Here is a 20645-nt window from a genome sequence, read left to right on the forward strand (position 1 = left end):
CTCCGGCCGGCCCGGCGCGGAGCCGGCGACGACCGGGAGGGACATACGTCGTATATGGCGTGGTATATGACGCGGTTTGTACGGTGTACCGGGCATCAGACACCGCCTTCGGTGAGCCGGTGGACCAGCCCCGCGGCCTCGGCCCGGCCGAGCCGGCCGTCCACCACGGCCGTGGCGATCCGCCGGGTCACCGTCCGGCCGGGCGGCAGCGGCAGCCGGTCCCGCCAGGCCAGCGAGGACCCGACACCGGGGTACTCGGCGGTCCGGACGAACCAGGGGTCGGCCCGCGTCGGCCGCGTCGCGCCGGCGAAGACCAGGGTCCAGCGGTCCCCGCCGAGCGCCAGCCAGTCCGCCGTCCGGCCGTGCACGGCGTCCTCGCCCTCCGCGTCCGCCGTGAACACCCGGACGGCCGGCCCGGACCCGGTGGGCGCCCGCCAGAAGAAACCGCCGTAGCCGGCGCCGGGGCGGCCGTTGGTGGCCGGGCTGCCGATGGACAGCTCACCGCCGGAGGAGTTGGTGAGGGCGAAGGTGAAGTCCAGGGCCCAGCAGTCGGCGCTGAAACCGCGGACCGCGACGGTACGGCGCTCGCGCAGTAACTCCCGGCCGCCGGCCCGCCAGGACAGCTCCTCCACGAAGCCGTCCGGGTCGCGCAGCAGCCAGCCCCGGTGGGCCTGCACCCCGTGGTTGTCCAGCTCGGTCGGCCCCTGGCCGCGCACATAGGTGCGTCCGCCCCAGAAGTTGTGGCCCCCCGCGTCCGGCACCGCGACGCTCACCCCGAGATGGTGCGGGTGGTCGCCCGGCATGAACGCGGTGACCGGCACCCCGGCGGTGGTCGTCAGCGGATGCAGATACGGACGCGGGCCGAGCCGGCCCGGCAGCTCGGGCCGGTAGGTGTAGCGGCCGACGGTACGGCCGGCGCAGCGCAGCGTCAGCGCTCGGGCGGCGGTGGTCCCGGTGACGCCCATCAGCGTCCCGCCCCCGCCGGGGCGGCGGCCCACGGCGCGCCCAGTTCCGAGAACAGCGCCAGCGTCTCCGCCCCGGCGGCCACCATGCCGTCGACACCCGGCACCACGCGCCGTACCGCGCCCTCGTGCCGCTCGGCGCGCCAGGCGCCCTCGGGCAGCCGCACCGGGTCGGGGGCGGTCCGTACCGCCTCGACCACCTTCATGAAGGCGCCGGTCGCGCGCGGCGGGACCAGCAGCGGGGAGCCGTCCCGCACATGGGCGATCAGGTTCTCCAGCAGGTCGGTGCGCCCGTAGGTCCGTTCCTCCGGGCCCCGGTCGGCGCGCTGGAGCAGCACCAGGTCCTGCTTGTACCAGAAGGTGACGCGGCCCCGGTCGCCGTGGACCACGACATACGGTTCGGCGGCCCGTTCGGCGCAGAGGGTGGCCGCCACGGTGATCCTGGTGCCGCGTGCCGTGCGCAGCCGTACCGCCGAGGTGTCGTCGGACTCGATGGCGTTGGCCCGGTACAGCTCCAGCTCGATGCTCTCGACGTCCTCGGCCAGGTGGCTGCCGTCGATGGCCAGGGCGGTGGCCACCGCGTGGGCCAGCGGGTTGGTCAGGACGCCGTCGACGACGTCGCGGCCGCCCAGGGTGCGGTGCCCGGACCAGGCGGCGCGGGTGAAGTAGTGCTCCTCGCGTACCCAGTTGCCGGCCGCCCCGATGCCGCGTACGGCACCGACGGCACCGTCCGCGACGAGTTCACGGATGCCGGCGAGGGCTTGCGAGCCCAGCGACTGGAAGCCGATCTGGCAGGCCCGGCCACTCGCCTCGATGCCGGTGACGAGGCGTTCGTACTCGGCGTAGGAGGGCGCGGGCGGCTTCTCCAGCAGGACGTGGGCGCCCTGCGCGGCGGCGGCGAGCGCCAGGTCGGTGTGGGTGTGGATCGGTGTGCAGACGATGACGATCGCGGCGCCGGTGCGGGCGGTCAGCTCCCCCAGGTCCGTGCCCTGTTCGGGGCGGCCCAGGCCGGCGAGGTCGGCCGGGTCGGGCGGGGTCACGTCGCAGACGCCGGTGAGCCTGACACGTCCGGTGCCGGCGAGCCGGCGCAGGTTCTGCAGGTGCCACCGGCCGTGGCCGCGTGCGCCCGCCAGAACGACGGATATCGGTGCCATTCGGACCTCCTTGTCCGGGGGTGTCAGCCCTTCACGGCCCCGGCGCTGAAGCCGGTGACCAGCCACTTCTGGATGAACGCGAAGACGATCACGACCGGGACGGCCGCCACGACGCCGCCCGCCGCCAGGGTGCCGAGGTCGACGCTCTCGCCGGAGCCGATGGTGTAGCTGAGGCCGACCGGGATCGTGTACTTCTCCTGGGTGCTGAGGAACATCAGCGAGAAGAGAAAGTGGTTCCAGCTGTGGACGAAGGCGAAGGAACCCACCGCGATCAGTCCCGGCCGCAGCAGCGGCAGCACCACCGCGCAGAAGGCCCGGAAGCGGCCGCAGCCGTCGACCCAGGCGGCCTCCTCCAGCGAGACCGGGACGTTCTTGATGAAGCCGCTGATCAGGATGATCGACAGGGGCAGCTGGAACACCGTCTCGGCGATGATCACGCTCCACAGCGAGTCGATCAGCCGCAGGTTGGCGAAGATCTGGAACAGCGGCACCAGCATCAGCGCGCCCGGGATGAACTGGGAGCACAGCAGGGCCAGCATGAAGACCTGTTTGGCGCGGAAGTCGAAGCGTGCCAGCGCGTAGCCGCCGAGCAGCGCGACCACCGTGGTCATCACCAGCGTGGCGACACCGATGAGCAGGCTGTTCCTGAAGAAGACCGCGAAGCCGAGGTCGTTCCACACCTTGGAGAAGTGCTTGGTGGTGGCGGGCCACGGCACCAGTGACGTCGACCCCGAGGGGCGCAGCGCGAACAGCAGCATCCAGTAGAAGGGGATGATCGTGAACAGCAGGTACAGGCCGAGCGGCAGGAATATCTGCCAGCGCGGGGACCCCTTGTCCTTCGGGCGGCGGCGCCCGGGGCCGGCGCCCCGGACGCGGTCGGCGCGCGGGGCGACGGTGTCGTGTTCCGTCATGGTGCTGGTCATGTGCGGTCGCCCCCGAACTTGCTGAGACGCAGATAGACGATGGAGCAGAAGAGGAGGATCACGAAGGCGACGGTGGTCAGGGCGGAGGCGTAGCCGAAGTCGTGGCCCTTGATGCCGGTTTCGGCGACGTACAGGGGCAGGGTGGTGGTCTGCCCGGCCGGTCCGCCGCCGGTGAGGGTGTAGAGGAGGTCGACGTTGTTGAACTCCCACACGCCGCGCAGCAGCGTGGACAGCACGATGGCGTCCTTCAGGTGCGGCAGGGTGATGTGCCAGAACTGCCGGCGCCGGGTCGCGCCGTCCACGGAGGCCGCCTCGTACAGCTCGCCGGGGATGGACTGGAGGTCGGCGAGGATGAGGATGGCGAAGAAGGGGACCCCGCGCCACAGTTCGGCCAGCACCGCGGCCGGGAAGACGGTGCTCGGGCCGGCGAGCACGGAGGTGCCGTACTCGCCGATGCCGTAGTCGGCCAGGTAACGGCTGATGCCGGTGGAGGGGTTGTAGAGCAGCATCCAGATGGTGGTGGTCAGCACGCCCGAGACGGCCCAGGGCGAGAAGACCATGGCGCGGGCGATGCCGCGGCCCACGAAGGTCTGGTTGACCAGCAGCGCCAGCGCCAGGCCGAGGGCGAGTTGCAGGCTGACCTCGGCGACGACCCACTTGAGGCTGAAGAGCAGGCTCGTCCAGAACAGCGGGTCGTCGGTGAAGATCGTGGTGAAGTTGCCGAAGCCGGCGAAGCCGTTCCGCCAGGGCTTGGTGACGTTGTAGTCCTGCAGGCTGTAGTAGAGGACGCTGGACATCGGGTAGGCGATGAAGCCCACCATCAGTGCCACGGCGGGTGCGATCAGGAGGTACGGAATGCGCCGTGCCGCGCTCGCTGACCGGCGCCGTGCGGGCCGGGGTGGTTTCGCCACGGCTGTGGCCATGACCGGTACTCCTTCGTACGGTACGGGGAAAGCGCTTGCCGAGTAGTGATGGTTCGTCCCTGACCGCGGGACGCGTAAGGGGAGTTGGTCAGCCCGCGTAGGGCTCGGGCACTTCGCCGGACCGGGCCAGGAAGCGGAAGTCGCAGCCGGTGTCGGCCTGGGTGATCTGGTCCTGGTAGAGCGCGCCGTAGCCGCGGCCGTAGCGCGGCGGGGGTGCCTGCCAGCCGGCCCGGCGGCGCTCCAGCTCGGCGTCGCCGACCTCCAGCCGCAGGGTGCGCGCCTGGACGTCGAGAGTGATCAGGTCCCCGGAGCGGACCAGGGCGAGCGGGCCGCCGACGTACGACTCGGGGGCGATGTGCAGCACGCACGCCCCGTAACTCGTGCCGCTCATCCGGGCGTCGGAGATCCGCACCATGTCCCGGACCCCCTTCTTCAGCAGGCGGTCGGGGATCGGCAGCATCCCGTACTCCGGCATGCCGGGGCCGCCCAGCGGGCCGGAGTTGCGCAGCACCAGCACGGTGTCCTCGGTGATGCCGAGCTCCGGGTCGTTGATGGTGCGCTGCATGGTCCGGTAGTCGTCGAAGACGACGGCGGGACCGGTGTGCTTGAGCAGCTGCGGCTCGGCGGCGACGTGCTTGATGACGGCGCCGTCCGGGCAGAGGTTGCCGCGCAGCACGGCGACCCCGCCCTCCTCCGCCAGCGGGTTGCCGAGCGGGCGGATGACGTCGTCGTTGTGGACCAGCGCCCCGTCGATCTGCTCGCGCAGCGTCGGGTGGGAGACGGTGGGGCGGTCCAGGTGCAGCCGGTCCTTCAACCGCGCCAGGAATCCGGGGAGTCCGCCGGCGAAGTGGAAGTCCTCCATCAGATATCTTCCACCAGGTCTGATATTCGCCAGCACCGGCACCGTCCGCGCGACGCGGTCGAAGTCGTCCAGGGTGAGGGTCACCCCCGAGCGCCCGGCCATCGCGATCAGATGGATCACGGCGTTGGTCGAACCGCCCAGCGCCAGCACGGTGGCGACCGCGTCCTCGTACGCCTCACGGGTCAGGATCCGCGACAACCTCAGGTCCTGCCACACGAGTTCCACGATCCGCAGCCCGGACGCCGCCGCCATCCGGTCGTGCCCGGAGTCGACCGCCGGGATGGACGAGGCCCCGGGGACGGTGACGCCCAGCGCCTCCGCCGCCGCGGTCAGGGTGGAGGCCGTCCCCATCGTCATGCAGTGACCGGGGGACCTGGCCAGGCCGTTCTCCAGTTCGCCCAGCTCGCAGTCGCCGATCAGCCCGGCCCGCTTGTCGTCCCAGTACTTCCACATGTCGGTGCCCGAGCCCAGCACCTCGTTGCGCCAGTGCCCCGGCAGCATCGGGCCGGCCGGCACGAACACCGTCGGCAGGTCCACGCTGGCGGCGCCCATCAGCAGCGCGGGCGTCGACTTGTCGCAGCCGCCCATCAGCACGGCACCGTCCACCGGGTAGGAGCGGAGCAGCTCCTCGGTCTCCATCGCCAGCAGGTTGCGGTAGAGCATCGGCGTCGGCTTCTGGTATGTCTCCGACAGCGTCGACACCGGGAACTCCAGCGGGAAGCCGCCCGCCTGCCACACCCCGCGCTTGACCGCCTGCGCGCGGTCGCGCAGGTGGACATGGCAGGGGTTGATGTCACTCCAGGTATTGAGGATCGCGATCACCGGCTTGCCCAGGTGCTCCTCGGGCAGATAGCCGAGCTGCCGGGTGCGGGCCCGGTGGCTGAACGAGCGCAGGCCGTCGGTTCCGTACCACTGGTGGCTGCGGAGTTCTTCCGGCGGAACTCGGTTGGTCAGAGGGGGCATGATGACTGACAGGCCTTCCGTATCGTCCCTGATCGGCGGCTTGCACTACGGCTTCTTCGGCTTGCGGCTCGCGGGTTCTACGGCTCACGGCTCCAACGGCATCGCGGTACGGCGGGGGCTCAGGACAGATCCCAGCCGGCGAGCAGGGCGGCGACCCGCCCGCGCGTCTCCTCCTCCAGCAGACGGCTCGGCGGCCGGACGTCGCGCCGGCACAGGCCCTGGACCGCCAGCGCCTCCTTCACCACCGACACGTTGTTGGCCGACTGGCGTTCCGCGCGCAGTTCCTCGAACTCGCGGATCCGCTCCCAGACCTTCATCGCGGCCACGTAGTCCCCGTCGCGCAGCGCCCGCAGCATCTCCAGCGACACCCGGGGCGCCACGTTCACCAGCCCCGAGGTGAAGCCGGTCGCCCCCACCGCCCAGTACGACGGCGCGTACAGCTCGGCCAGCCCCGCCACCCACGTGAAGCGGTCCAGCCCCGCGTCCCGCGCCACCGCGGCGAACCGCGCCGCGTCCGGCACCGCGTACTTCACCCCGATCACGTTGGGGCACAGCTCGCCCAGCCGGCCGATCACCTCGCCGTCCAGCAGCGCGTTGCGGATGTAGGGCACCACTCCGAGTTCCGGGACCGCCTCCGCGATGGCCCGGTGGTAGTCCACCCAGCCGTCCGGCGAGACATACGGATGGATCGGCTGATGCACCATCACCATCTGCGCCCCGGCCTCACGGGCGTGCCGCGCGGCCGCGGTCGCCGTCGGCACGTCGTGCCCGACCCCGACGATCACCTGGGTGTCCGGGTCCTGGGCCGCCTCCGCCATGGTCAGTTCCACGACCAGCCGGCGTTCGGCGGGCTCCAGGGCGTAGAACTCACCGGTGTTGCCGTTCGGCGTGACCGTCCGCACCCCCGCGTCGAGCAGCCTGCGCAACAGCACCCGGTAGGCCGTCCGCTCCACGCCGCCCCCGGCGTCGAACGGGGTCACCGGTATCGCCACGACCTCGGCGAGCGCTGACGACTGCTCTGCGAATGACATGCGGTCTGCCCTTCTCACGGCCTACGGCCACGGCTGAGGCCTTCCCGGTGTGCGACTACGGCTTGCGGTTCCGGCGGCCGGCTCGCGGCTGCGGCGCCCGGCTGCGGCTCGCGGCTGCGGCTGCCGGCGTGCGGAACCTGGGGTGCGGGCGCGCGCAGGACCGTCCCCTCACTGCGCGCGCCCGCGGCTCATGGGGCCGGCTCTTCCAGCCCGTGCTCGGGAAAGGCCCTTGCCACGAATTCCGTGATGTGCCGGTGCAGCAGGTGCGCCGCGCCGTCGCCGTCGCCGTCCAGCGCCCGCGCCAGGATCTCCCGGTGCTCGCTGGCCTCCTGCTCCCACGACGGCGTCTCCTGCCACACCACGGCCGACACCAGCGCCGCCTGGTCCCGTACGTCGTCCAGCATCCGCGCCAGCAACGGGTTCCCGCAGGGCACGTACAGCGCCCGGTGGAAGTCCCGGTTGGCCAGCGACCGGTCGGCCCTGTCCGCCGCCGCGTCCGCCCGCGTCAGCGCGTCCCGCGCCGCCTCCAGCGACGCGCGCTGCGCGATGGTCCGCCGCAGGGCCTCCGGCTCCAGCAGCAGCCGTACGTCGTAGACCTGCCGGGCCATCTCGGCGTCCACCGTGCGCACCGTCACGCCCTTGTACTGGCTCATCACCACCAGCCCGGTGCCGGCCAGCGTCTTGAGCGCCTCACGCACCGGCGTCTTCGACACCCCGAACTGCGCGGCCAGTTCGGTCTCCACCAGGGCCTGCCCCGGCCGCAACTGGCCGGTCAGTATGCCGTGCTTGATCGTCTCCAGCACGTACTGGGTGCGGGAGGGAATAGGCGTCGGCACAGCACCAGCCAGCAGGTCCATGGCAGCTCTCAGATCTCGCGTATGGCGTCTCATATATGACGTACGAAGTACGACGCGATGAAGTTAGAGCCGCGCAGAGGCCGAGTCAATGGGCTGAACGAACTTTGCCCCCGCGGCAGTGAACGGCCCGTCACTCATTCGGACGAAGCCGGTGCAATCCGAAGCACCCGCCCGGGGGTGGTCGCAGGATGCGGATCATGAACCAGCGAGCAACCGTCCCCCGCTTTCCGGCTACCGGCTCCCGGCTACCGGCTACCGGCTCCCCGACCGGCTCCCCGCTAACGTCGGGGACATGGACCCCGAGACCTTCGCCGAGCTCCGTCGGATCGCCGAGGCGCTGCCGGAAGTACCCGGGGTGGGAGCAGTGGAGATCGCCCACGGCGAGATCATCATGATGATGTCACCGGTAGCTCGACACGAGCTGGCCGTGATCCGACTCAGCCGGCAACTCAACGCCCAGCTACTCCGGACCCACCCCGGATTCATCGCCCACGGCGGAGCCGACCTTGTGGATCCCGCTCTCGGCCGGCTGCGTCGTCCCGACATCATGGTGTTCGCCGAATGCGACCTGGAACCCGATGTGGCCGCCTTGCGGCCGGAACAGGTCCTCCTGGTGGTCGAGGTCGTCGCCAGGTCCGATCCCGAGAACGATTACGAGGAGAAGGTCACCGACTACAAGGCGATGGGCATCGCCCACTACCTGATCGTGGATCCCCGCTCGGGCACTGGCGCGATCCACTCGCTGCCCGACTACCGGGAGCCCGTCAAGTTCTCGTTCGGCGACACGGTCACCCTGGGCCCCTGGACCCCTGGACCCCTGGACACGAGTGTGCTCAGGACCTACGGCGGCGGCCCGGAGGAGCGGTAGCCAGTAGCCAGTAGCCAGTAGCCACCCTCGGGTCAACTCGCCCGAAGGGCCGCCCGCACCGCCGCGAGATCCGCGTCCGAGGCCAGTCCCGCGTGGTAGAGGCGGAGCTCACTCGCGCCCAGCGCGGTGGCGTGGGCGATGTCGGCGGCCAGGGTGCCGGGGCTGCCGCCCAGGCCGGCGACGACCGGGAGGTTGGCGGCGAGCACGGTGCCGGGGCGGGCGTGGGGGACGCAGCCGGCGAGCAGGGCGGTGCCGGGGAGGACGAGGCCGTCGGCGTGGGCCAGTACGTGGGCGGGGTCGACGCCGGCGTTGGCACCGCAGTGGTGGAGGGCGGGGTCGGCGTGCAGGAGGACCTGGAAGCCGTCGGGGGCCTCGGCGCGCACGGCGGCGATGACGTCCCGCTGGAAGTCCCGGGCGATCCGGCCGCGCCAGGCCAGGGTGAGGGCGGCGAGGTCGGCGCCGAGGAGCTCTTCGATGTCGGCCCATTCGTCGGGGCCCGGGGTCCACTCCCCCGCCCAGACCGGGGCGAGGGCCCTGCGCACCGCGTCCCGCGGGTCGTCGGCGCCGAGCCCGGCGTATCCCTCGCGGCAGACGGAGCAGAAGCAGAGCGACATCAGGTACTGGGCGGCGGCGTCCAGCGGGACGCCGGCGACCTTGTCGTGGGCGTGGAGGTGGGCGAAGCCGTACCAGCCGCAGGATTCGAGTTCGGTGCCGCCCGCACCGGGGCGGACGGCGGCCTCGGCGGCCAGGGCGACGGCGTATGCGCGGACCTCGGGCCGGGCGATGCAGGGGGCCCAGGGGTAGCGGTCGCCGTAGGCGTTGGTGACGCGGATCCGGGGGTGGTCCTCGCCCAGCCGGGAGTTGTGGGCCAGTACGACCCAGGAGTGGACGGCCAGCCCGGCGTCGGCGAGGGCTTCTGCGGCGGTGGCGTACGCGTCGGCCACGGGGATCCAGTTCTGCGGGCGGGGCCGCAGTTCGCGTCCGGCCCAGCGCGGGCCGGAGGGCGGGTAGAGCACGGCGGCGTGCGGGGCGGTGACGACGCGGTGCCGGGGGTGGCGGGGGGTGAGGGCCCGGGTGGAGTGGTAGGCGGAGGCGAGGGTGACCTGGCCGATGCCGAGGTCGGCGATGCGGTGGGCGGCGTCCGGGTCGCCGATGACGTCCCAGGGGTAGAGGAAGGCCGAGACCTTCAACGGCTTCAACGGCTTCAACGGCTGCGACGGCTGCGACGGCTGCGAATTTCGGGACGGATGCGACGGCTTCGACGGCTGGGACACTGCCAACTCGACTCCTGCTGCGGTGGGTTGTCGGATCCTGCCGGGCGACGCCCTGCCGTGTTCGACGAGCCGTCCGGGCGCGGGGCCGGTGCGGCACCACAGGTCAGGAGCGTACGTCCATCTGATCATTGTCCATATTCATGAACATCGTTACGCTAGGGGACCTCCGGTCAGGGGGTCAAGCACGCCCTCGGCACGACTCCTTGACGCACCCGGAAGCGCTCCGCCCGCCCACACCCCCGGCCAAGGAGAACGTGCCATGCCCGCTCCCCGCACCGTCCTGCTCACCGGCGCCGCCGGCGGCATGGGCACCCTGATGCGCGAGCTCCTCCCCGCGTACGGCTACGAACTGCGGCTCCTGGACCTCACCGAGGTCGACGGGGCCCCGGAGGCGATCACCGCCGACCTCGCCGACCGGGCGGCGCTGCGCGAGGCCGTCCGCGGCGTCGACGCGATCGTCCATCTGGCCGGTATCTCGCTGGAAGCCCCCTTCGACAAGATCCTCAAGGCCAATATCGAGGGCACGTACAACCTGTACGAGGCGGCCCGCGAGGAAGGCGTCCGCCGGGTGGTGTTCGCCTCCAGCAACCACGCAGTCGGCTTCACCCCGCGCCCCCGGGGGGACGATCCGCTCATCCCGGTCGGCACGCCGCGCCGGCCCGACACCTTCTACGGCCTGTCCAAGTCCTTCGGCGAGGACCTCGCCCAGCTCTACTGGGACCGGCACGGACTGGAGACGGTCTCCGTCCGTATCGGCTCGTGCTTCGCCGAGCCGAGTTCGGTGCGCATGCTGTCGCTCTGGCTGAGCCCGGCCGACGGGGCCCGGCTGCTGCACGCGGCGCTGACGGCCGAGGGCGTCGGGCACACCGTCTGCTACGGCAGTTCGGCCAACACCCGGCTGTGGTGGGACCTGTCCTCGGCCCGGGCCCTGGGGTACGAGCCGCAGGACGACTCCGAGCCGTACGCCGCCGAACTCCTCGCCAAGCACGGCGAACCGGATCCGGCCGACCCCGAACACGCCCGCCTGGGCGGCCACTTCACCACCCGTCCGCCGATCTGGCCGCACTGACCCGATAAGTTGTCGGTCCGTGGATCGACGCGTGCTCAAACCGGTGCTCGACGTCCTGCTGGTGCTGGTGGGCGCGCTGCTGGGGATCGCCACCAACTACGCCACCGGCGAGACCGGCCATGTACCGCTGGCGCTGCGCCTGCTGCGCGACTGGTCGGTGCCCCTGGTGGGGGTGGGGCTCGCCGCGCTGGTCGCGGGCCAGATCTGGCTGCAGTTGCTGGACCGGCCCGGTGCGCCGCGCCGGGTCTGGGAGTCCGGCCAGCCGCCCTACCCCGGCCTGGAGGCCTTCACCGAGCAGGACGCGGCGGTCTTCTTCGGCCGGGACCGCGAGATCGCCGAGCTCGTCGACCGCCTCCACCCCGCCGTGCCGGCCCGCGCCCATCGGTTCGTGACGGTCGTCGGCCCTTCCGGCAGCGGCAAGTCGTCCCTGGTCCTGGCCGGACTGCTGCCCGCGCTCGCCCGGCGGCGCGGCCGGTGGACGGTGGGCCCGGTACTGCGGCCCGGTACGGATCCGGTGGCCGGATTCGTACGTGCCCTGGGCGGGCTGCCCGAGGCCCGGCCGGCGCTGCTGGTCGTCGACCAGCTGGAGGAGCTGCTGACCCTGTCCGGGCCGGACGAGCGGGCCGCGTTCCTGGCCGCCGTGCGCGACGCGCTGCACGCCGACGCCCGGCTGTGGATCGTGGCCACGCTGCGCTCGGACTTCCTGACCGGCCTGCTGGACGCCGGTTTCGCCGACCTCGTCCGCCGGCCCTCGGTGATCGGTGTCCTGGGCCGCGAGGAGCTGTACGAGGTGATCGGGCGGCCCGCCGAGCAGGCCGGGCTGGCCTTCGCCGACGGGGTCGTCGCCCGCATGGTCGACGACTGCGGCGGCGGGGACGCGCTCCCGTTGCTCGCCTATACGTTGCAGGAGCTGTACCTGCGGGCCGGGGGGCCGGGCGGCACCGTGACGGCCGAGGCGTACCGGGCGCTGGGCGGGGTCGCCGGGGCGCTGTCGGAGCGGGCCGACCGGATCAAGGCCGAGCTGGCCGGCGCGCCGGTCGTCGAGACGCTGCTGCGGTTCGTCACCGTCGACCGCAATGAGCCGACCCGGCGTCGTGTGCCGCGCGCCGATCTGTCGCGGGCCGGGCGGGAGGTCGCCGACGCGTTTGTCTCCGGGCGTCTGCTCACCGGTGACGGGGGTGTCCTGGACGTCGCCCACGAGGCCCTGTTCCGGCAGTGGCCGCCACTGCGGCAGGCGGTTCAGGCCCGCGCGGAGGAGCTGCGGCGGCGCACCGAGCTGGAGCGCTGGGCGCAGGACTGGGAGCACGCGGAGCGCTCGGACGCGTATCTGCTGGCCGGTGAACGGCTGGCGGTCGCCCGGCAGTGGGTGGTGGAGGACGGCGGGATCCCGCTGGTCGCGGAGTTCGTGGAGCGGTCGGTGCGGCGGGACCGGGTGGCGATGGCGCGGGTGGCGGACGCGGTGGCGGTCCGGGTGCTGGAGAGCGCCTCGCGTGAACCGGAACCGGCCATGCTGGCGGCGCTGGCGGCTGTCGAGGAGTGTGCCGCGACGCCGCGTGCGGTGCAGGCGCTGCACACCGCGCTGGGGGCGTCGCGGCTGCGGAGGGTGTTGCGGGGCTTCGGGCTGGGGGCGTCGGCCGTGACCTGGTCGCCGGACGGCCGGTGGCTGGCGGCGTCGTCGGACGACGGGACGGTACGGATCTGGGGAACGGGGGACGACCCCGGTGCCGTCGACACCGGTCCCGTCGTGCTGAGCGGGGGTGGCGACTGGATGCCCGATGTGGCGTGGTCGCCCGACGGCCGGCGGCTGGCCGCGGGTTCGCGCGACCGGACGCTGCTCGTCTGGGATACCGGGACCTGGGCGGAGGTGGCCGTGCTGCGTCACGGGGAGGCGGCCGGCGAAAGCGACCGGGGGATCGGCGGCATCGCCTGGTCGCCGGACGGCGGCCGGCTGGCCTCGGCGGGCAGTGACCTCGCGGTGCGCGTCTGGGACGGTGTCACGTTCGCCGAGGTGTGTGTGCTGCGTGGCCACGAGGCCATGGTGTGGGGGCTGGACTGGTCGCCCGACGGGCAGCGGATCGTCAGCTCGGGCGAGGACATGACGGTGCGGATCTGGGAGCCGGGGGCCGGGGCCGCCGTCCAGGTACTCACCGGCCACCGGGACATGGTGGCGGATGTGGCGTGGTCCCCGGACGGCAGCCGTGTGGCCTCCGCCTCCGACGACCGCACCGTGCGGCTGTGGGACACCCGCACCTGGACCGAGGAGCGCAGATTCACGGGCATGGACTCCTTCGACCGCGTGGCCTGGTCCCCGGACGGGAGCCGCCTGGCCGCGAGCGACGAGGACCGTACGGCCCGCGTGTGGACCCTGGGCGGCGGGACCGGGGTGACCTGGCTGACCGGTCACGCCGACAGCGTGTACGGGATCGCCTGGTCACCGGAGGGCGAGCGGATCGCGACCGTCTCCCGGGACCGCACCGTGGCCGTGTGGGACGTGACGGAACGGAGCAGCACCCTTCACGGCCACCGGGACTCGGTCTGGCAGGTCGCCTGGTCGCCCGGTGGGGACCTCCTCGCCTCGACCTCCCAGGACGGCACGGTACGGATCTGGGACGCGGCCACCGGGGCCGTGCTGCGCACGGAGGGACTCCGGGGCGGCGCGGCGTCCGGGGAGGTCGCCGATGTCGCCTGGTCGCCGGACGGCACGCGGCTCGTCGCCGCGCTGCGGGACGGCTCGGCCGTCGTCTGGCGGATCGACGGGGCCGGCGGGCGGCTGGCGCTGTCGGGTCACAGCGAGGAGCTGTCCGACATCTCCTGGTCCCCCGACGGCACCCGGATCGCCACCGCGTCCCGTGACGGCACCGCCCGTGTCTGGGATGCCGGTACCGGGGCCGTGCTCCACATCCTCGACGATCACGACGGCTGGGTCACCGGCACCGCCTGGTCCCCCGACAGCCTTCATCTGGCCACCACCTGCACCGACCGGACGGTCATCGTCCGCGACACGGCCGGCGGCGCGGCCGTGGCCCGTCTCCAGGGCCGTGGTGACCATGCCTGGAAGGTCGCCTGGTCCCCCGACGGCCGCCGCCTGGTCACCGGGTCCCGGGACCGTACGCTCCGTCTGTGGGATCCCTTCGCCGGCACCGAGCTCGCCGTCATGACCGGCCATGAGGACCGGGTGCAGGATGTCGCCTGGTCCCCCGACGGCCGGCTTGTCGCCTCGGCGTCCCGGGACCGGACCGTCCGGCTGTGGGATCCCGACACCGCCGCCGAGGTCGCCGTGCTGGGCGTGCACGACGACTGGGTGAACGGCCTGTCGTGGCACCCGGACGGTTCGCGTCTGGCGACGGCCTGCCGGGACCGGACCGTACGGGTCTGGGAGCCCGCCGACGGCGATGTGGACTCCCTGCTCCGCCGGGCCCGGGCGCGGGTGTTCCGGGAGCTGACGCCGGACGAGCGGCGGGCGTTTCTGCTGCCGGAGCGGCCTCAGCCGTAGGCGCTGATCCCGGTCAGGTTCCGCAGGCCGTCACGCACTCCTTCCAGGCGGGGTCGCTGAGCAGTGGCCGAAAGCGGGTGAAGAGACGGAGGAGTTCGGCGCCCCAGCGGTCGCGGAACTCGGTGCTGGTGAGGACGAGGTCGAGTTCGTTGGCGACCGTCAGTTCGGCGAAGTCGCGCCGCAGGGCGGCGGTGGGGTGGTGGGCCCGGCCGGTGAAGCGGTTACGGAAGGACGCGGTGCCGTCGTCGGCGAGGCCGGGGTAGGTGGCCTGCCGGTCGCAGCCGGCGTAGTCGTAGACCAGCTGCTCGGCCTCGGCGCCGATGAGGGCGGCGAGGTCGGCGCGGCGGTCCAGGGGCAGCAGGGCGGTCGGGAATCCGTCGGTGCCGTAGGCGGCGTGGCAGAGTCCGGCGAGCCGTAGTTCCGGACGGGCTCCCCAGCCGGCGAGCAGGCCGCGTACGCGGTGCAGGTGGTCGAGCAGGGTGCCGCCGGGGTGGGCGATCGCTCCGGCTCCGAGCGTCGCCAGGAAGTGGGTGGCGCGCTGTTCCCTCTCCTCGACGGGTTCTTCGGTCTCCGCGGGGTCTTCGGTCTCCGCGGGTTCTTGGATCTCTGCGGGGTCTTCCACGGGGCTGTCCCTCCATCGGTGGGTCGGCACCCTCCAACAGGGTTGCCGCCCACAGCTGTTGAGGCTCTCGTGTAGCTCAGAACGGCTTTCCCGGACGGTTCGGGAACGAAACGGGGACTCCTCGGCGGGTTGTCAGTCTGGGTTGACACATTCACTTTGTCAGCCCAGACTGACAGACATGGAAGCGGAAGAACTCACCGCACGGATCCGGTCCCACGACCCTGCCGTCGGCCTTCGGGCCGTGAGCGCGCTGCACCGGCTGGCCGAACGGGTCGAGACGGCCTCGGTGCTGCTGGCCCGGGAGCAGGGGTGGTCGTGGGAGCAGATCGGAGACGCGCTGGGCGTGTCGCGGCAGTCCGTGCACGCGAAGCACACCAAGCAGGAGAAGTGAGAGAGGGAGGCCGTAGATGTTCAAGCAGATGGCGAGCGGAGCACGCGACACCGTCACCTCGGCACTGGAGGAGGCCCGGCTGCGCGGCGACCGCCGGCTGGGCACCGAGCACCTGCTGCTCGGGCTGCTGCACGACCCCGGCTCGGCGGCCGCGCGGGCCCTGGGCACGGACCTGACGACGGCCCGCGCCGGGCTGCGGGACCTGGACCGGGCGGCGCTCGCCTGCGTGGGTGTGGACGTCAGCGGGATGGAGCTGCCGGCGATCCCGGCCTCGCGCAAGCGGACCCCGTTCAGCTCCGCCGCGCGCGGTGTGCTGGAGCGCGCCGTCCGGGAGACCGCCCGGGCCCGGAGCCGGCGGATCACGCCCGAGCACCTGCTCGTCGCCCTGCTGGAATGCGAACACCCCGACCCGGCGGCGGAGTTGCTGGATCAGCTGGATATCGACCGTACGGCCGTACGGGTACGGATCGGCGCCGGCCCCGACGACCCCGTTCGGTAATGGAACCGTAAAGGGGGATCGCTCGTTATCGAGAACATGACCGCTATGACACCCGGCTCGAATGTCCCCCTCGCCGCCCAGCGCGTCGCGGTGGAGGTCGCCGCGCCCGTGCGCCTCGACATCTCGGGTCTGCTGATCGCCGCCGACGGCAAGGTGCGCTCGGACGACGACTTCGTCTTCTACAACCAGCCCGACGGCCCCGGTGTGACATACCGGCCCGACTCGATCGTCGTGGACACCGCGGCCGTCCCGGCGGACATCGAGAAGGTGGTGGTCACCGCGAGCCCGGACGCGGCCGGGAGCACCTTCGCGGGCATCGAACCGACCGCGACCATCCGGGACGCCGGGGACGGCAGTGTGATCGCCACCTTCACCCCGCCGCAGCTCGGCAGTGAGACCGCGCTGGTCGTGGTGGAGGTCTACCGGCGCGGCGGCGCCTGGAAGGCCCGGGCGGTCGGGCAGGGGTACGCCGACGGGCTGGCCGGGATCGCGACGGACTTCGGCGTGAGTGTCGACGAGCCGGCGCAGGCCGCGGCCCCGGTCGCCCCGCCGGTCGCGGCGCCGGCAGCGGTCGCCCCGCCGGCTCCCGTCGCGGCCCCGCCCTCCGGCCCCGCCGTCACCGACATCCCCCCGCCGCCGCCCGCTCCCCCGGCCGCCGCGCCGGCCGCACCGGCCCCGGTGGCGTCCGGGAAGGTCAACCTGGACAAGGGCCGGGTCAGCCTCCAGAAGAACCAGACGGTCTCCCTGGTCAAGGGCGGCAAGCCGCTGCTGTCCGGCGTACGGATGGGCCTGGGCTGGGAGCCCGCCTTCCGGTCCAAGGACATCGACCTCGACGCCTCGGTCATCGCCTACGGCCCGCAGCGCAACCACATCGCGTCCTGCTACTTCGGCAAGCTCACCATCCTGGGCGGCGCCGTCCAGCACTCCGGGGACAACCTCACCGGTGAGGGCGCCGGCGACGACGAGGCGATCACCGTGCACCTCGGTGGCCTGCCGCCCGAGGTCACCGGTCTGGTCTTCACCGTCAACTCCTTCTCCGGCCAGAAGTTCGACAAGGTCGCCAAGGCGTACTGCCGGCTGCTCGACGCCATCACCGGCGAGGAACTGGTGCGCTTCGACCTCACCCAGGGGGAGCCCCGGACGGGAGTGATGATGGCCAAGCTGGTCCGGCAGTTCTCCGGCGAGTGGGAGATGACGGCCATGGGCGAGTTCGTGGACTCGCGCACGGTCAAGGGCATGGTCAAGCCCGCCGCGCAGGCGCTGTGACAGCGGCTGCGCGGCGGGCTCGGGCGTAACCGCCCGCGCGGGCGGTCAGGCGTACGGCGTCGTCAGCAGCTCTGGCGGCGCCAGGGGCCGGTGATGGCCAGCATGATGCCCGGGTCCTGGATGTTGGCGAACAGCGTCCTGCCGTCGGGCGAGAAGGTCACGCCGGTGAACTCGCTGAACTCCGGGTCGTCCGCGGTGCCGATGTTGAGGTCGTTGCGGGCGATGGGGTAGGTGCGGCCGTCGCCCAGGGCGCCGAAGAGGTGCTGGACGCCCTCGCCGTCCTCGGCGATGACCAGGCCGCCGTAGGGCGAGACGGTGATGTTGTCGGGGCCGTCGAAGGCACCGTCCACGGACGGGTCGGGGTTGACGCCCAGCAGGACCTTCAGGGTCAGGGTGCGGCGCCTGGGGTCGTAGAACCAGACCATGCCGTCGTGCTGGACCGGGCTCTCGTCACGGGCGAAGGAGGCGACGATGTAGACACCGCCGTCACCCCACCACATGCCTTCGAGCTTGCGGGCCCGGGTGATCTCGCCGGCGGCGAACTGCTTGCGCGTCGACACCGTCTTGGCGTCGCGGTCCGGGACGTCGATCCAGTCGACGCCGTAGACGGTGCCGATCTTCGTGGCGCGGGAGAGGTCGTCGACGAACTGACCCCCGGAGTCGAAGCACTTGAAGGCCTGGAGCACACCGGCGTCGTCGGCCAGGGTGCGCAGCTTGCCGCGGCCGTGGCGGAAACCGGCCGGCGGGGTCCAGCGGTAGAGCAGGCCGTTGGGGCCGGAGGCGTCCTCGGTGAGGTAGAGGTGGCCGCTCTTGGGGTCGGCGACGACGGCCTCGTGGGCGTAGCGGCCGAGGGCCTTGACCGGCTTGGGGTCGTGGTTGGCCTTGCGGTCGTAGGGGTCGACCTCGAAGACGTAGCCGTGGTCCTTGGTCATGCCGTTGGAGCCGGCCTTGTCCTCGGTCTCCTCGCAGGTCAGCCAGGTACCCCAGGGGGTGGCGCCGCCCGCGCAGTTGGTGGAGGTGCCGGCCACACCGACCCACTCGGCCACGTCCGAGCCGTGCTTGGCGACCTCGACGATGGTCACGCCGCCGGACGCCGCCGGGTCGTACACCAGGCCCTCGGTGAGCGGCACCGGGTGCGGCCAGCCACTGCGGGGGCCCCTGAGCTCGTGGTTGTTGGCGAGGAGGGTCGCGCCGCGCAGGCCCTGGAAGGTGGCGGTGCCGTCGTGGTTGGAGGGGGTGGACTCGCCGGTCTCCAGCGTGGTGACGCCGGTACGGGTGATGATCCGGTACGAGAAGCCCTCGGGGAGCGCGAGGATGCCGTCGGGGTCGGCGACCAGCTCACCGTAGCCGAGCTTGCCGCTGTGCCGGGCGGTGGCGGCGGCCGCCGCGGAGGCGGGCGCGTCCGCGGCGAGCGCGCCGGGGGCGGTGGCGAGCACGTCGACCGTTCCGGCCAGCGCGATGCCCGCACCGGTGATGGCCGAACGCTTGGCGAAGTCCCTGCGGGTGAGCGGCATCGTTTCTCTCCTGGTGGTCCACGTGCGACGTGGGTCATGGGTTGGTAATGCGCCGTCGGTCACGCTCCCGTCCTATGGCAAACGGAAGTTGAATTGAACCTGACTTTCGGCCACCCATTTCGGCCACTCGTTCCAGTGCCCGTTTCCCGCGCCCGTTTCCCGCGTTGGATTCCCGCGCCCGCTTCCCGCGCCCGCTTCCCGCGCCCGTCCCCGCGTCCGTCCCCGCGCTCGTCCGGCCTACTGGTTGCCGCCGGTCGCGGAGCGGGCCTTGAAGGCCGCCTTACGGGCCTCCTTGGCGACCGCCCGGTCCGGGTGCAGCCGTCCCATGGCCTCCAGCACGTCGGCCGTGGCGGGGTGGTCGACCCGCCAGGCGGCGGCGAAGAAGCTGTCGTGCCGGGCCACCAGGTCGGTGACGAGTTCCCGCAGCAGATCGAGGTCGTCGTCGGCGTCGAGCTGGGCGGCCAGGGTGTCGACGGTGAGCCAGAAGATCATATCCTGGTCCGGGGCGGGAACGTCGGGGGCGCCGCGCTCGGTGAGCCAGACCCGGGCCAGGCCGCCGAGTTCACGGTCGTCCAGGACGTCACGGAGGGCGGGTTCGGCCTCCGCTCCCAGGAGGCTGAGGGTCTGCTGGGCGACCAGTCGGCGGCCGGGGGCACCGCGGTCGTCACCGCGGGCGGCCTGCAGCAGTTCACCGGCGGCGTCGGCGGGCTTGCGCCGGCCGAGCCACTGGTCGGCCTCGCGGCGGGCGGCGGCGTCGGGGTACCGGAAGAGCGCCTCCAGCAGATCGGCGGCGGGCCGGCCGGCCAGGTCCCCGGTGGCCGGGGCGTGGGCACCGGAGTCGAGCAGCCGGGCGCGGACCCCGAAGACGCCGAGGGGGGTCAGCCGGACCAGGCCGTAACGGGAGACCTCCTCGGGGTCGAGCTCTGCGGCGGGGCCGGACTCCCCGTCGTCGGTGCCGTCCTCGGCCTCTTCGATGAGTGCCTCGTCGACGGGCTCGTAATCGATCAGACCGGTGGAGGTGAGCAGCCGGAAGTGTCCGTCCAGGCGCAGCATCACCTCGGTGACCTCTTCGAGAACCGCGTCGGAGGGGTCCTCCATCTCGTCGGGGACGACCATGGAGGCCGCCAGCACCGGCAGCGGCACCGAAGCGGCCTCGTTCTCCTCCAGCGCGCCGAACATGTACAGGTTGCCGAGCGCGCCGTCCAGGAACTCCGCCTCCTGCTCAGGGTCGAAGCCCAGCGCGGCCGGGTCGATGTCGCCGTCGGGGCCGAGTTCGTCGATGAGCCCTTCCAGGTCGGGTGAGGACGCCTCGGCGAGCGCGGTGTCGACGGACGACAGCCAGGCGTCCAGGATGTCCTGGGACCGGCCGCCGTCCACCTGTGCCAGCGCCTCACCGGGGACGGCCCGGCCGGCGGCGTCGTCCGCGTCGGCGGCAGCGTCGGGCGCGGCGGTCTCCTCCGCCGTCTCGTCGATGTCCAGCTCGACCAGGCCGGCGTCGATCGCGACCCCCCAGGCCTGCGCGGTCTCCGCGGGCCCGTCGGGTAGGTCGCCCAGGCCCAGTTCGGTGACGGCGCGCCGCAGGTCCGCCTCGGTCAACTCCCCCATGGCGTCCACCCGGACGTGCGGCGCGGCCCAGCGGGCCAGCCGTACGGCGCGCTCCAGCAGCGGCGCGGCGAGCGCGGCCCGCGCCAGCTCGTCCTCGGGCAGCAGCCGTACCGGCGGCAGGTCGAGGCGGTCAGCGGCCATGGCGAGGTCTCCTAAACGCTTACGGGATGTGAGGGCGTGGCACGGAAGCGTGAGCACGCGGACCCAGCGTAGTCCCGGAGGGGCAGTGAGGAGGTTCACCCTACGGGCGACCCCCGGCCGGCCGGGGGTGCCTTGACAACGCCATGACGAGCCAAGGAGATTACGCGCGTAGAGCCGTCGGCGGGACCCCGCCCGGCCACCCGCGCCCGCGCCGCCGGGTCACCCGCT

The 20645-nt window shown here is 72.5% G+C and carries 17 protein-coding genes; 6 read left to right on the forward strand and 11 right to left on the reverse strand.

The window, feature by feature from the left end:
• Window positions 1-95 precede the first annotated feature (95 nt).
• The 7 genes from RWE79_RS09975 to RWE79_RS10005 all read right to left on the reverse strand — a co-directional run bounded on the left by RWE79_RS09975 (window position 96) and on the right by RWE79_RS10005 (window position 7675).
• On the reverse strand, window positions 96-965 hold the full coding sequence (locus RWE79_RS09975) for a DUF6807 domain-containing protein (protein ID WP_475939666.1): 870 nt from the start codon (window positions 963-965) through the stop codon (window positions 96-98).
• Window positions 965-2116, reverse strand: coding sequence for a Gfo/Idh/MocA family protein (locus tag RWE79_RS09980; RefSeq protein ID WP_475939667.1), 1152 nt, complete (start codon window positions 2114-2116; stop codon window positions 965-967). The genes RWE79_RS09975 and RWE79_RS09980 overlap by 1 nt, the downstream gene beginning before the upstream one ends.
• Window positions 2117-2139: 23 nt before the next feature.
• On the reverse strand, window positions 2140-3039 hold the full coding sequence (locus RWE79_RS09985) for a carbohydrate ABC transporter permease (RefSeq protein ID WP_475939668.1): 900 nt from the start codon (window positions 3037-3039) through the stop codon (window positions 2140-2142).
• Entirely contained in the window at window positions 3036-3962 is a 927-nt protein-coding gene (locus RWE79_RS09990; RefSeq protein ID WP_475939669.1) for a carbohydrate ABC transporter permease, read from the reverse strand. Before RWE79_RS09990 ends, RWE79_RS09985 begins: the two co-directional genes overlap by 4 nt.
• A gap of 88 nt (window positions 3963-4050) precedes the next feature.
• On the reverse strand, window positions 4051-5787 hold the full coding sequence (gene araD, locus RWE79_RS09995) for an L-arabinonate dehydratase (RefSeq protein WP_475939670.1): 1737 nt from the start codon (window positions 5785-5787) through the stop codon (window positions 4051-4053).
• A 119-nt stretch (window positions 5788-5906) separates the two neighbouring features.
• Complete coding sequence (locus tag RWE79_RS10000) at window positions 5907-6818, reverse strand: dihydrodipicolinate synthase family protein (RefSeq protein ID WP_475939671.1); 912 nt, start codon at window positions 6816-6818, stop codon at window positions 5907-5909.
• Between the two features lie 188 nt (window positions 6819-7006).
• Window positions 7007-7675: a GntR family transcriptional regulator gene (locus tag RWE79_RS10005; protein WP_475939672.1), complete on the reverse strand. Its 669-nt coding sequence runs from the start codon at window positions 7673-7675 to the stop codon at window positions 7007-7009.
• A gap of 292 nt (window positions 7676-7967) precedes the next feature.
• On the opposite strand from RWE79_RS10005, the gene RWE79_RS10010 reads away from it, so the two are divergent.
• A complete protein-coding gene (locus RWE79_RS10010) occupies window positions 7968-8543 on the forward strand; it encodes a Uma2 family endonuclease (protein WP_475939673.1) in 576 nt (191 codons plus the stop codon).
• A 32-nt stretch (window positions 8544-8575) separates the two neighbouring features.
• Here RWE79_RS10010 and RWE79_RS10015 read toward each other — a convergent pair whose 3' ends face one another.
• Complete coding sequence (locus RWE79_RS10015) at window positions 8576-9733, reverse strand: hypothetical protein (RefSeq protein WP_475945722.1); 1158 nt, start codon at window positions 9731-9733, stop codon at window positions 8576-8578.
• A 343-nt stretch (window positions 9734-10076) separates the two neighbouring features.
• Between RWE79_RS10015 and RWE79_RS10020 the strand changes: the two genes are divergently transcribed.
• Both RWE79_RS10020 and RWE79_RS10025 read left to right on the forward strand, forming a co-directional pair.
• Complete coding sequence (locus RWE79_RS10020; protein ID WP_475939674.1) at window positions 10077-10886, forward strand: NAD-dependent epimerase/dehydratase family protein; 810 nt, start codon at window positions 10077-10079, stop codon at window positions 10884-10886.
• A gap of 19 nt (window positions 10887-10905) precedes the next feature.
• Window positions 10906-14379: an nSTAND1 domain-containing NTPase gene (locus RWE79_RS10025; protein WP_475939675.1), complete on the forward strand. Its 3474-nt coding sequence runs from the start codon at window positions 10906-10908 to the stop codon at window positions 14377-14379.
• A gap of 13 nt (window positions 14380-14392) precedes the next feature.
• Here RWE79_RS10025 and RWE79_RS10030 read toward each other — a convergent pair whose 3' ends face one another.
• The gene (locus RWE79_RS10030) at window positions 14393-14902 is read right to left on the reverse strand and encodes a DUF6817 domain-containing protein (protein ID WP_475945724.1); all 510 of its coding nucleotides are present in this window, start codon (window positions 14900-14902) and stop codon (window positions 14393-14395) included.
• A gap of 277 nt (window positions 14903-15179) precedes the next feature.
• Here RWE79_RS10030 and RWE79_RS10035 point away from each other — a divergent pair, with 277 nt between their 5' ends.
• From RWE79_RS10035 to RWE79_RS10045, 3 genes are read left to right on the forward strand one after another with little or no spacing between them, the layout of a single operon-like run.
• Window positions 15180-15392, forward strand: a complete 213-nt coding sequence (locus tag RWE79_RS10035) for a helix-turn-helix domain-containing protein (RefSeq protein ID WP_475939676.1) — start codon at window positions 15180-15182, stop codon at window positions 15390-15392.
• 16 nt (window positions 15393-15408) lie between these two features.
• On the forward strand, window positions 15409-15891 hold the full coding sequence (locus RWE79_RS10040; protein WP_475939677.1) for a Clp protease N-terminal domain-containing protein: 483 nt from the start codon (window positions 15409-15411) through the stop codon (window positions 15889-15891).
• A gap of 36 nt (window positions 15892-15927) precedes the next feature.
• Complete coding sequence (locus tag RWE79_RS10045; RefSeq protein WP_475939678.1) at window positions 15928-17157, forward strand: TerD family protein; 1230 nt, start codon at window positions 15928-15930, stop codon at window positions 17155-17157.
• Between the two features lie 62 nt (window positions 17158-17219).
• Here RWE79_RS10045 and RWE79_RS10050 read toward each other — a convergent pair whose 3' ends face one another.
• Window positions 17220-18671, reverse strand: a complete 1452-nt coding sequence (locus RWE79_RS10050) for an alkaline phosphatase PhoX (RefSeq protein ID WP_475939679.1) — start codon at window positions 18669-18671, stop codon at window positions 17220-17222.
• A 237-nt stretch (window positions 18672-18908) separates the two neighbouring features.
• The gene (locus RWE79_RS10055; protein ID WP_475939680.1) at window positions 18909-20417 is read right to left on the reverse strand and encodes a hypothetical protein; all 1509 of its coding nucleotides are present in this window, start codon (window positions 20415-20417) and stop codon (window positions 18909-18911) included.
• Between the last annotated feature and the right edge of the window lie 228 nt (window positions 20418-20645).

It is taken from the genome of Streptomyces sp. RLA131 (assembly GCF_056270125.1).

Bases quoted from the DNA above. Each gene is read 5' to 3' on its own strand.
- RWE79_RS10055 (WP_475939680.1), bottom strand. From the start codon at position 20,417: ATGGCCGCTGACCGCCTCGACCTGCCGCCGGTACGGCTGCTGCCCGAG.
- RWE79_RS10045 (WP_475939678.1), top strand. From the start codon at position 15,928: ATGACCGCTATGACACCCGGCTCGAATGTCCCCCTCGCCGCCCAGCGC.
- RWE79_RS10020 (WP_475939674.1), top strand. From the start codon at position 10,077: ATGCCCGCTCCCCGCACCGTCCTGCTCACCGGCGCCGCCGGCGGCATG.
- RWE79_RS10000 (WP_475939671.1), bottom strand. From the start codon at position 6,818: ATGTCATTCGCAGAGCAGTCGTCAGCGCTCGCCGAGGTCGTGGCGATA.
- RWE79_RS10040 (WP_475939677.1), top strand. From the start codon at position 15,409: ATGTTCAAGCAGATGGCGAGCGGAGCACGCGACACCGTCACCTCGGCA.
- RWE79_RS09990 (WP_475939669.1), bottom strand. From the start codon at position 3,962: ATGGCCACAGCCGTGGCGAAACCACCCCGGCCCGCACGGCGCCGGTCA.
- RWE79_RS09985 (WP_475939668.1), bottom strand. From the start codon at position 3,039: ATGACCAGCACCATGACGGAACACGACACCGTCGCCCCGCGCGCCGAC.
- RWE79_RS10005 (WP_475939672.1), bottom strand. From the start codon at position 7,675: ATGGACCTGCTGGCTGGTGCTGTGCCGACGCCTATTCCCTCCCGCACC.
- araD (WP_475939670.1), bottom strand. From the start codon at position 5,787: ATGCCCCCTCTGACCAACCGAGTTCCGCCGGAAGAACTCCGCAGCCAC.
- RWE79_RS10050 (WP_475939679.1), bottom strand. From the start codon at position 18,671: ATGCCGCTCACCCGCAGGGACTTCGCCAAGCGTTCGGCCATCACCGGT.
- RWE79_RS10010 (WP_475939673.1), top strand. From the start codon at position 7,968: ATGGACCCCGAGACCTTCGCCGAGCTCCGTCGGATCGCCGAGGCGCTG.
- RWE79_RS09980 (WP_475939667.1), bottom strand. From the start codon at position 2,116: ATGGCACCGATATCCGTCGTTCTGGCGGGCGCACGCGGCCACGGCCGG.
- RWE79_RS09975 (WP_475939666.1), bottom strand. From the start codon at position 965: ATGGGCGTCACCGGGACCACCGCCGCCCGAGCGCTGACGCTGCGCTGC.
- RWE79_RS10035 (WP_475939676.1), top strand. From the start codon at position 15,180: ATGGAAGCGGAAGAACTCACCGCACGGATCCGGTCCCACGACCCTGCC.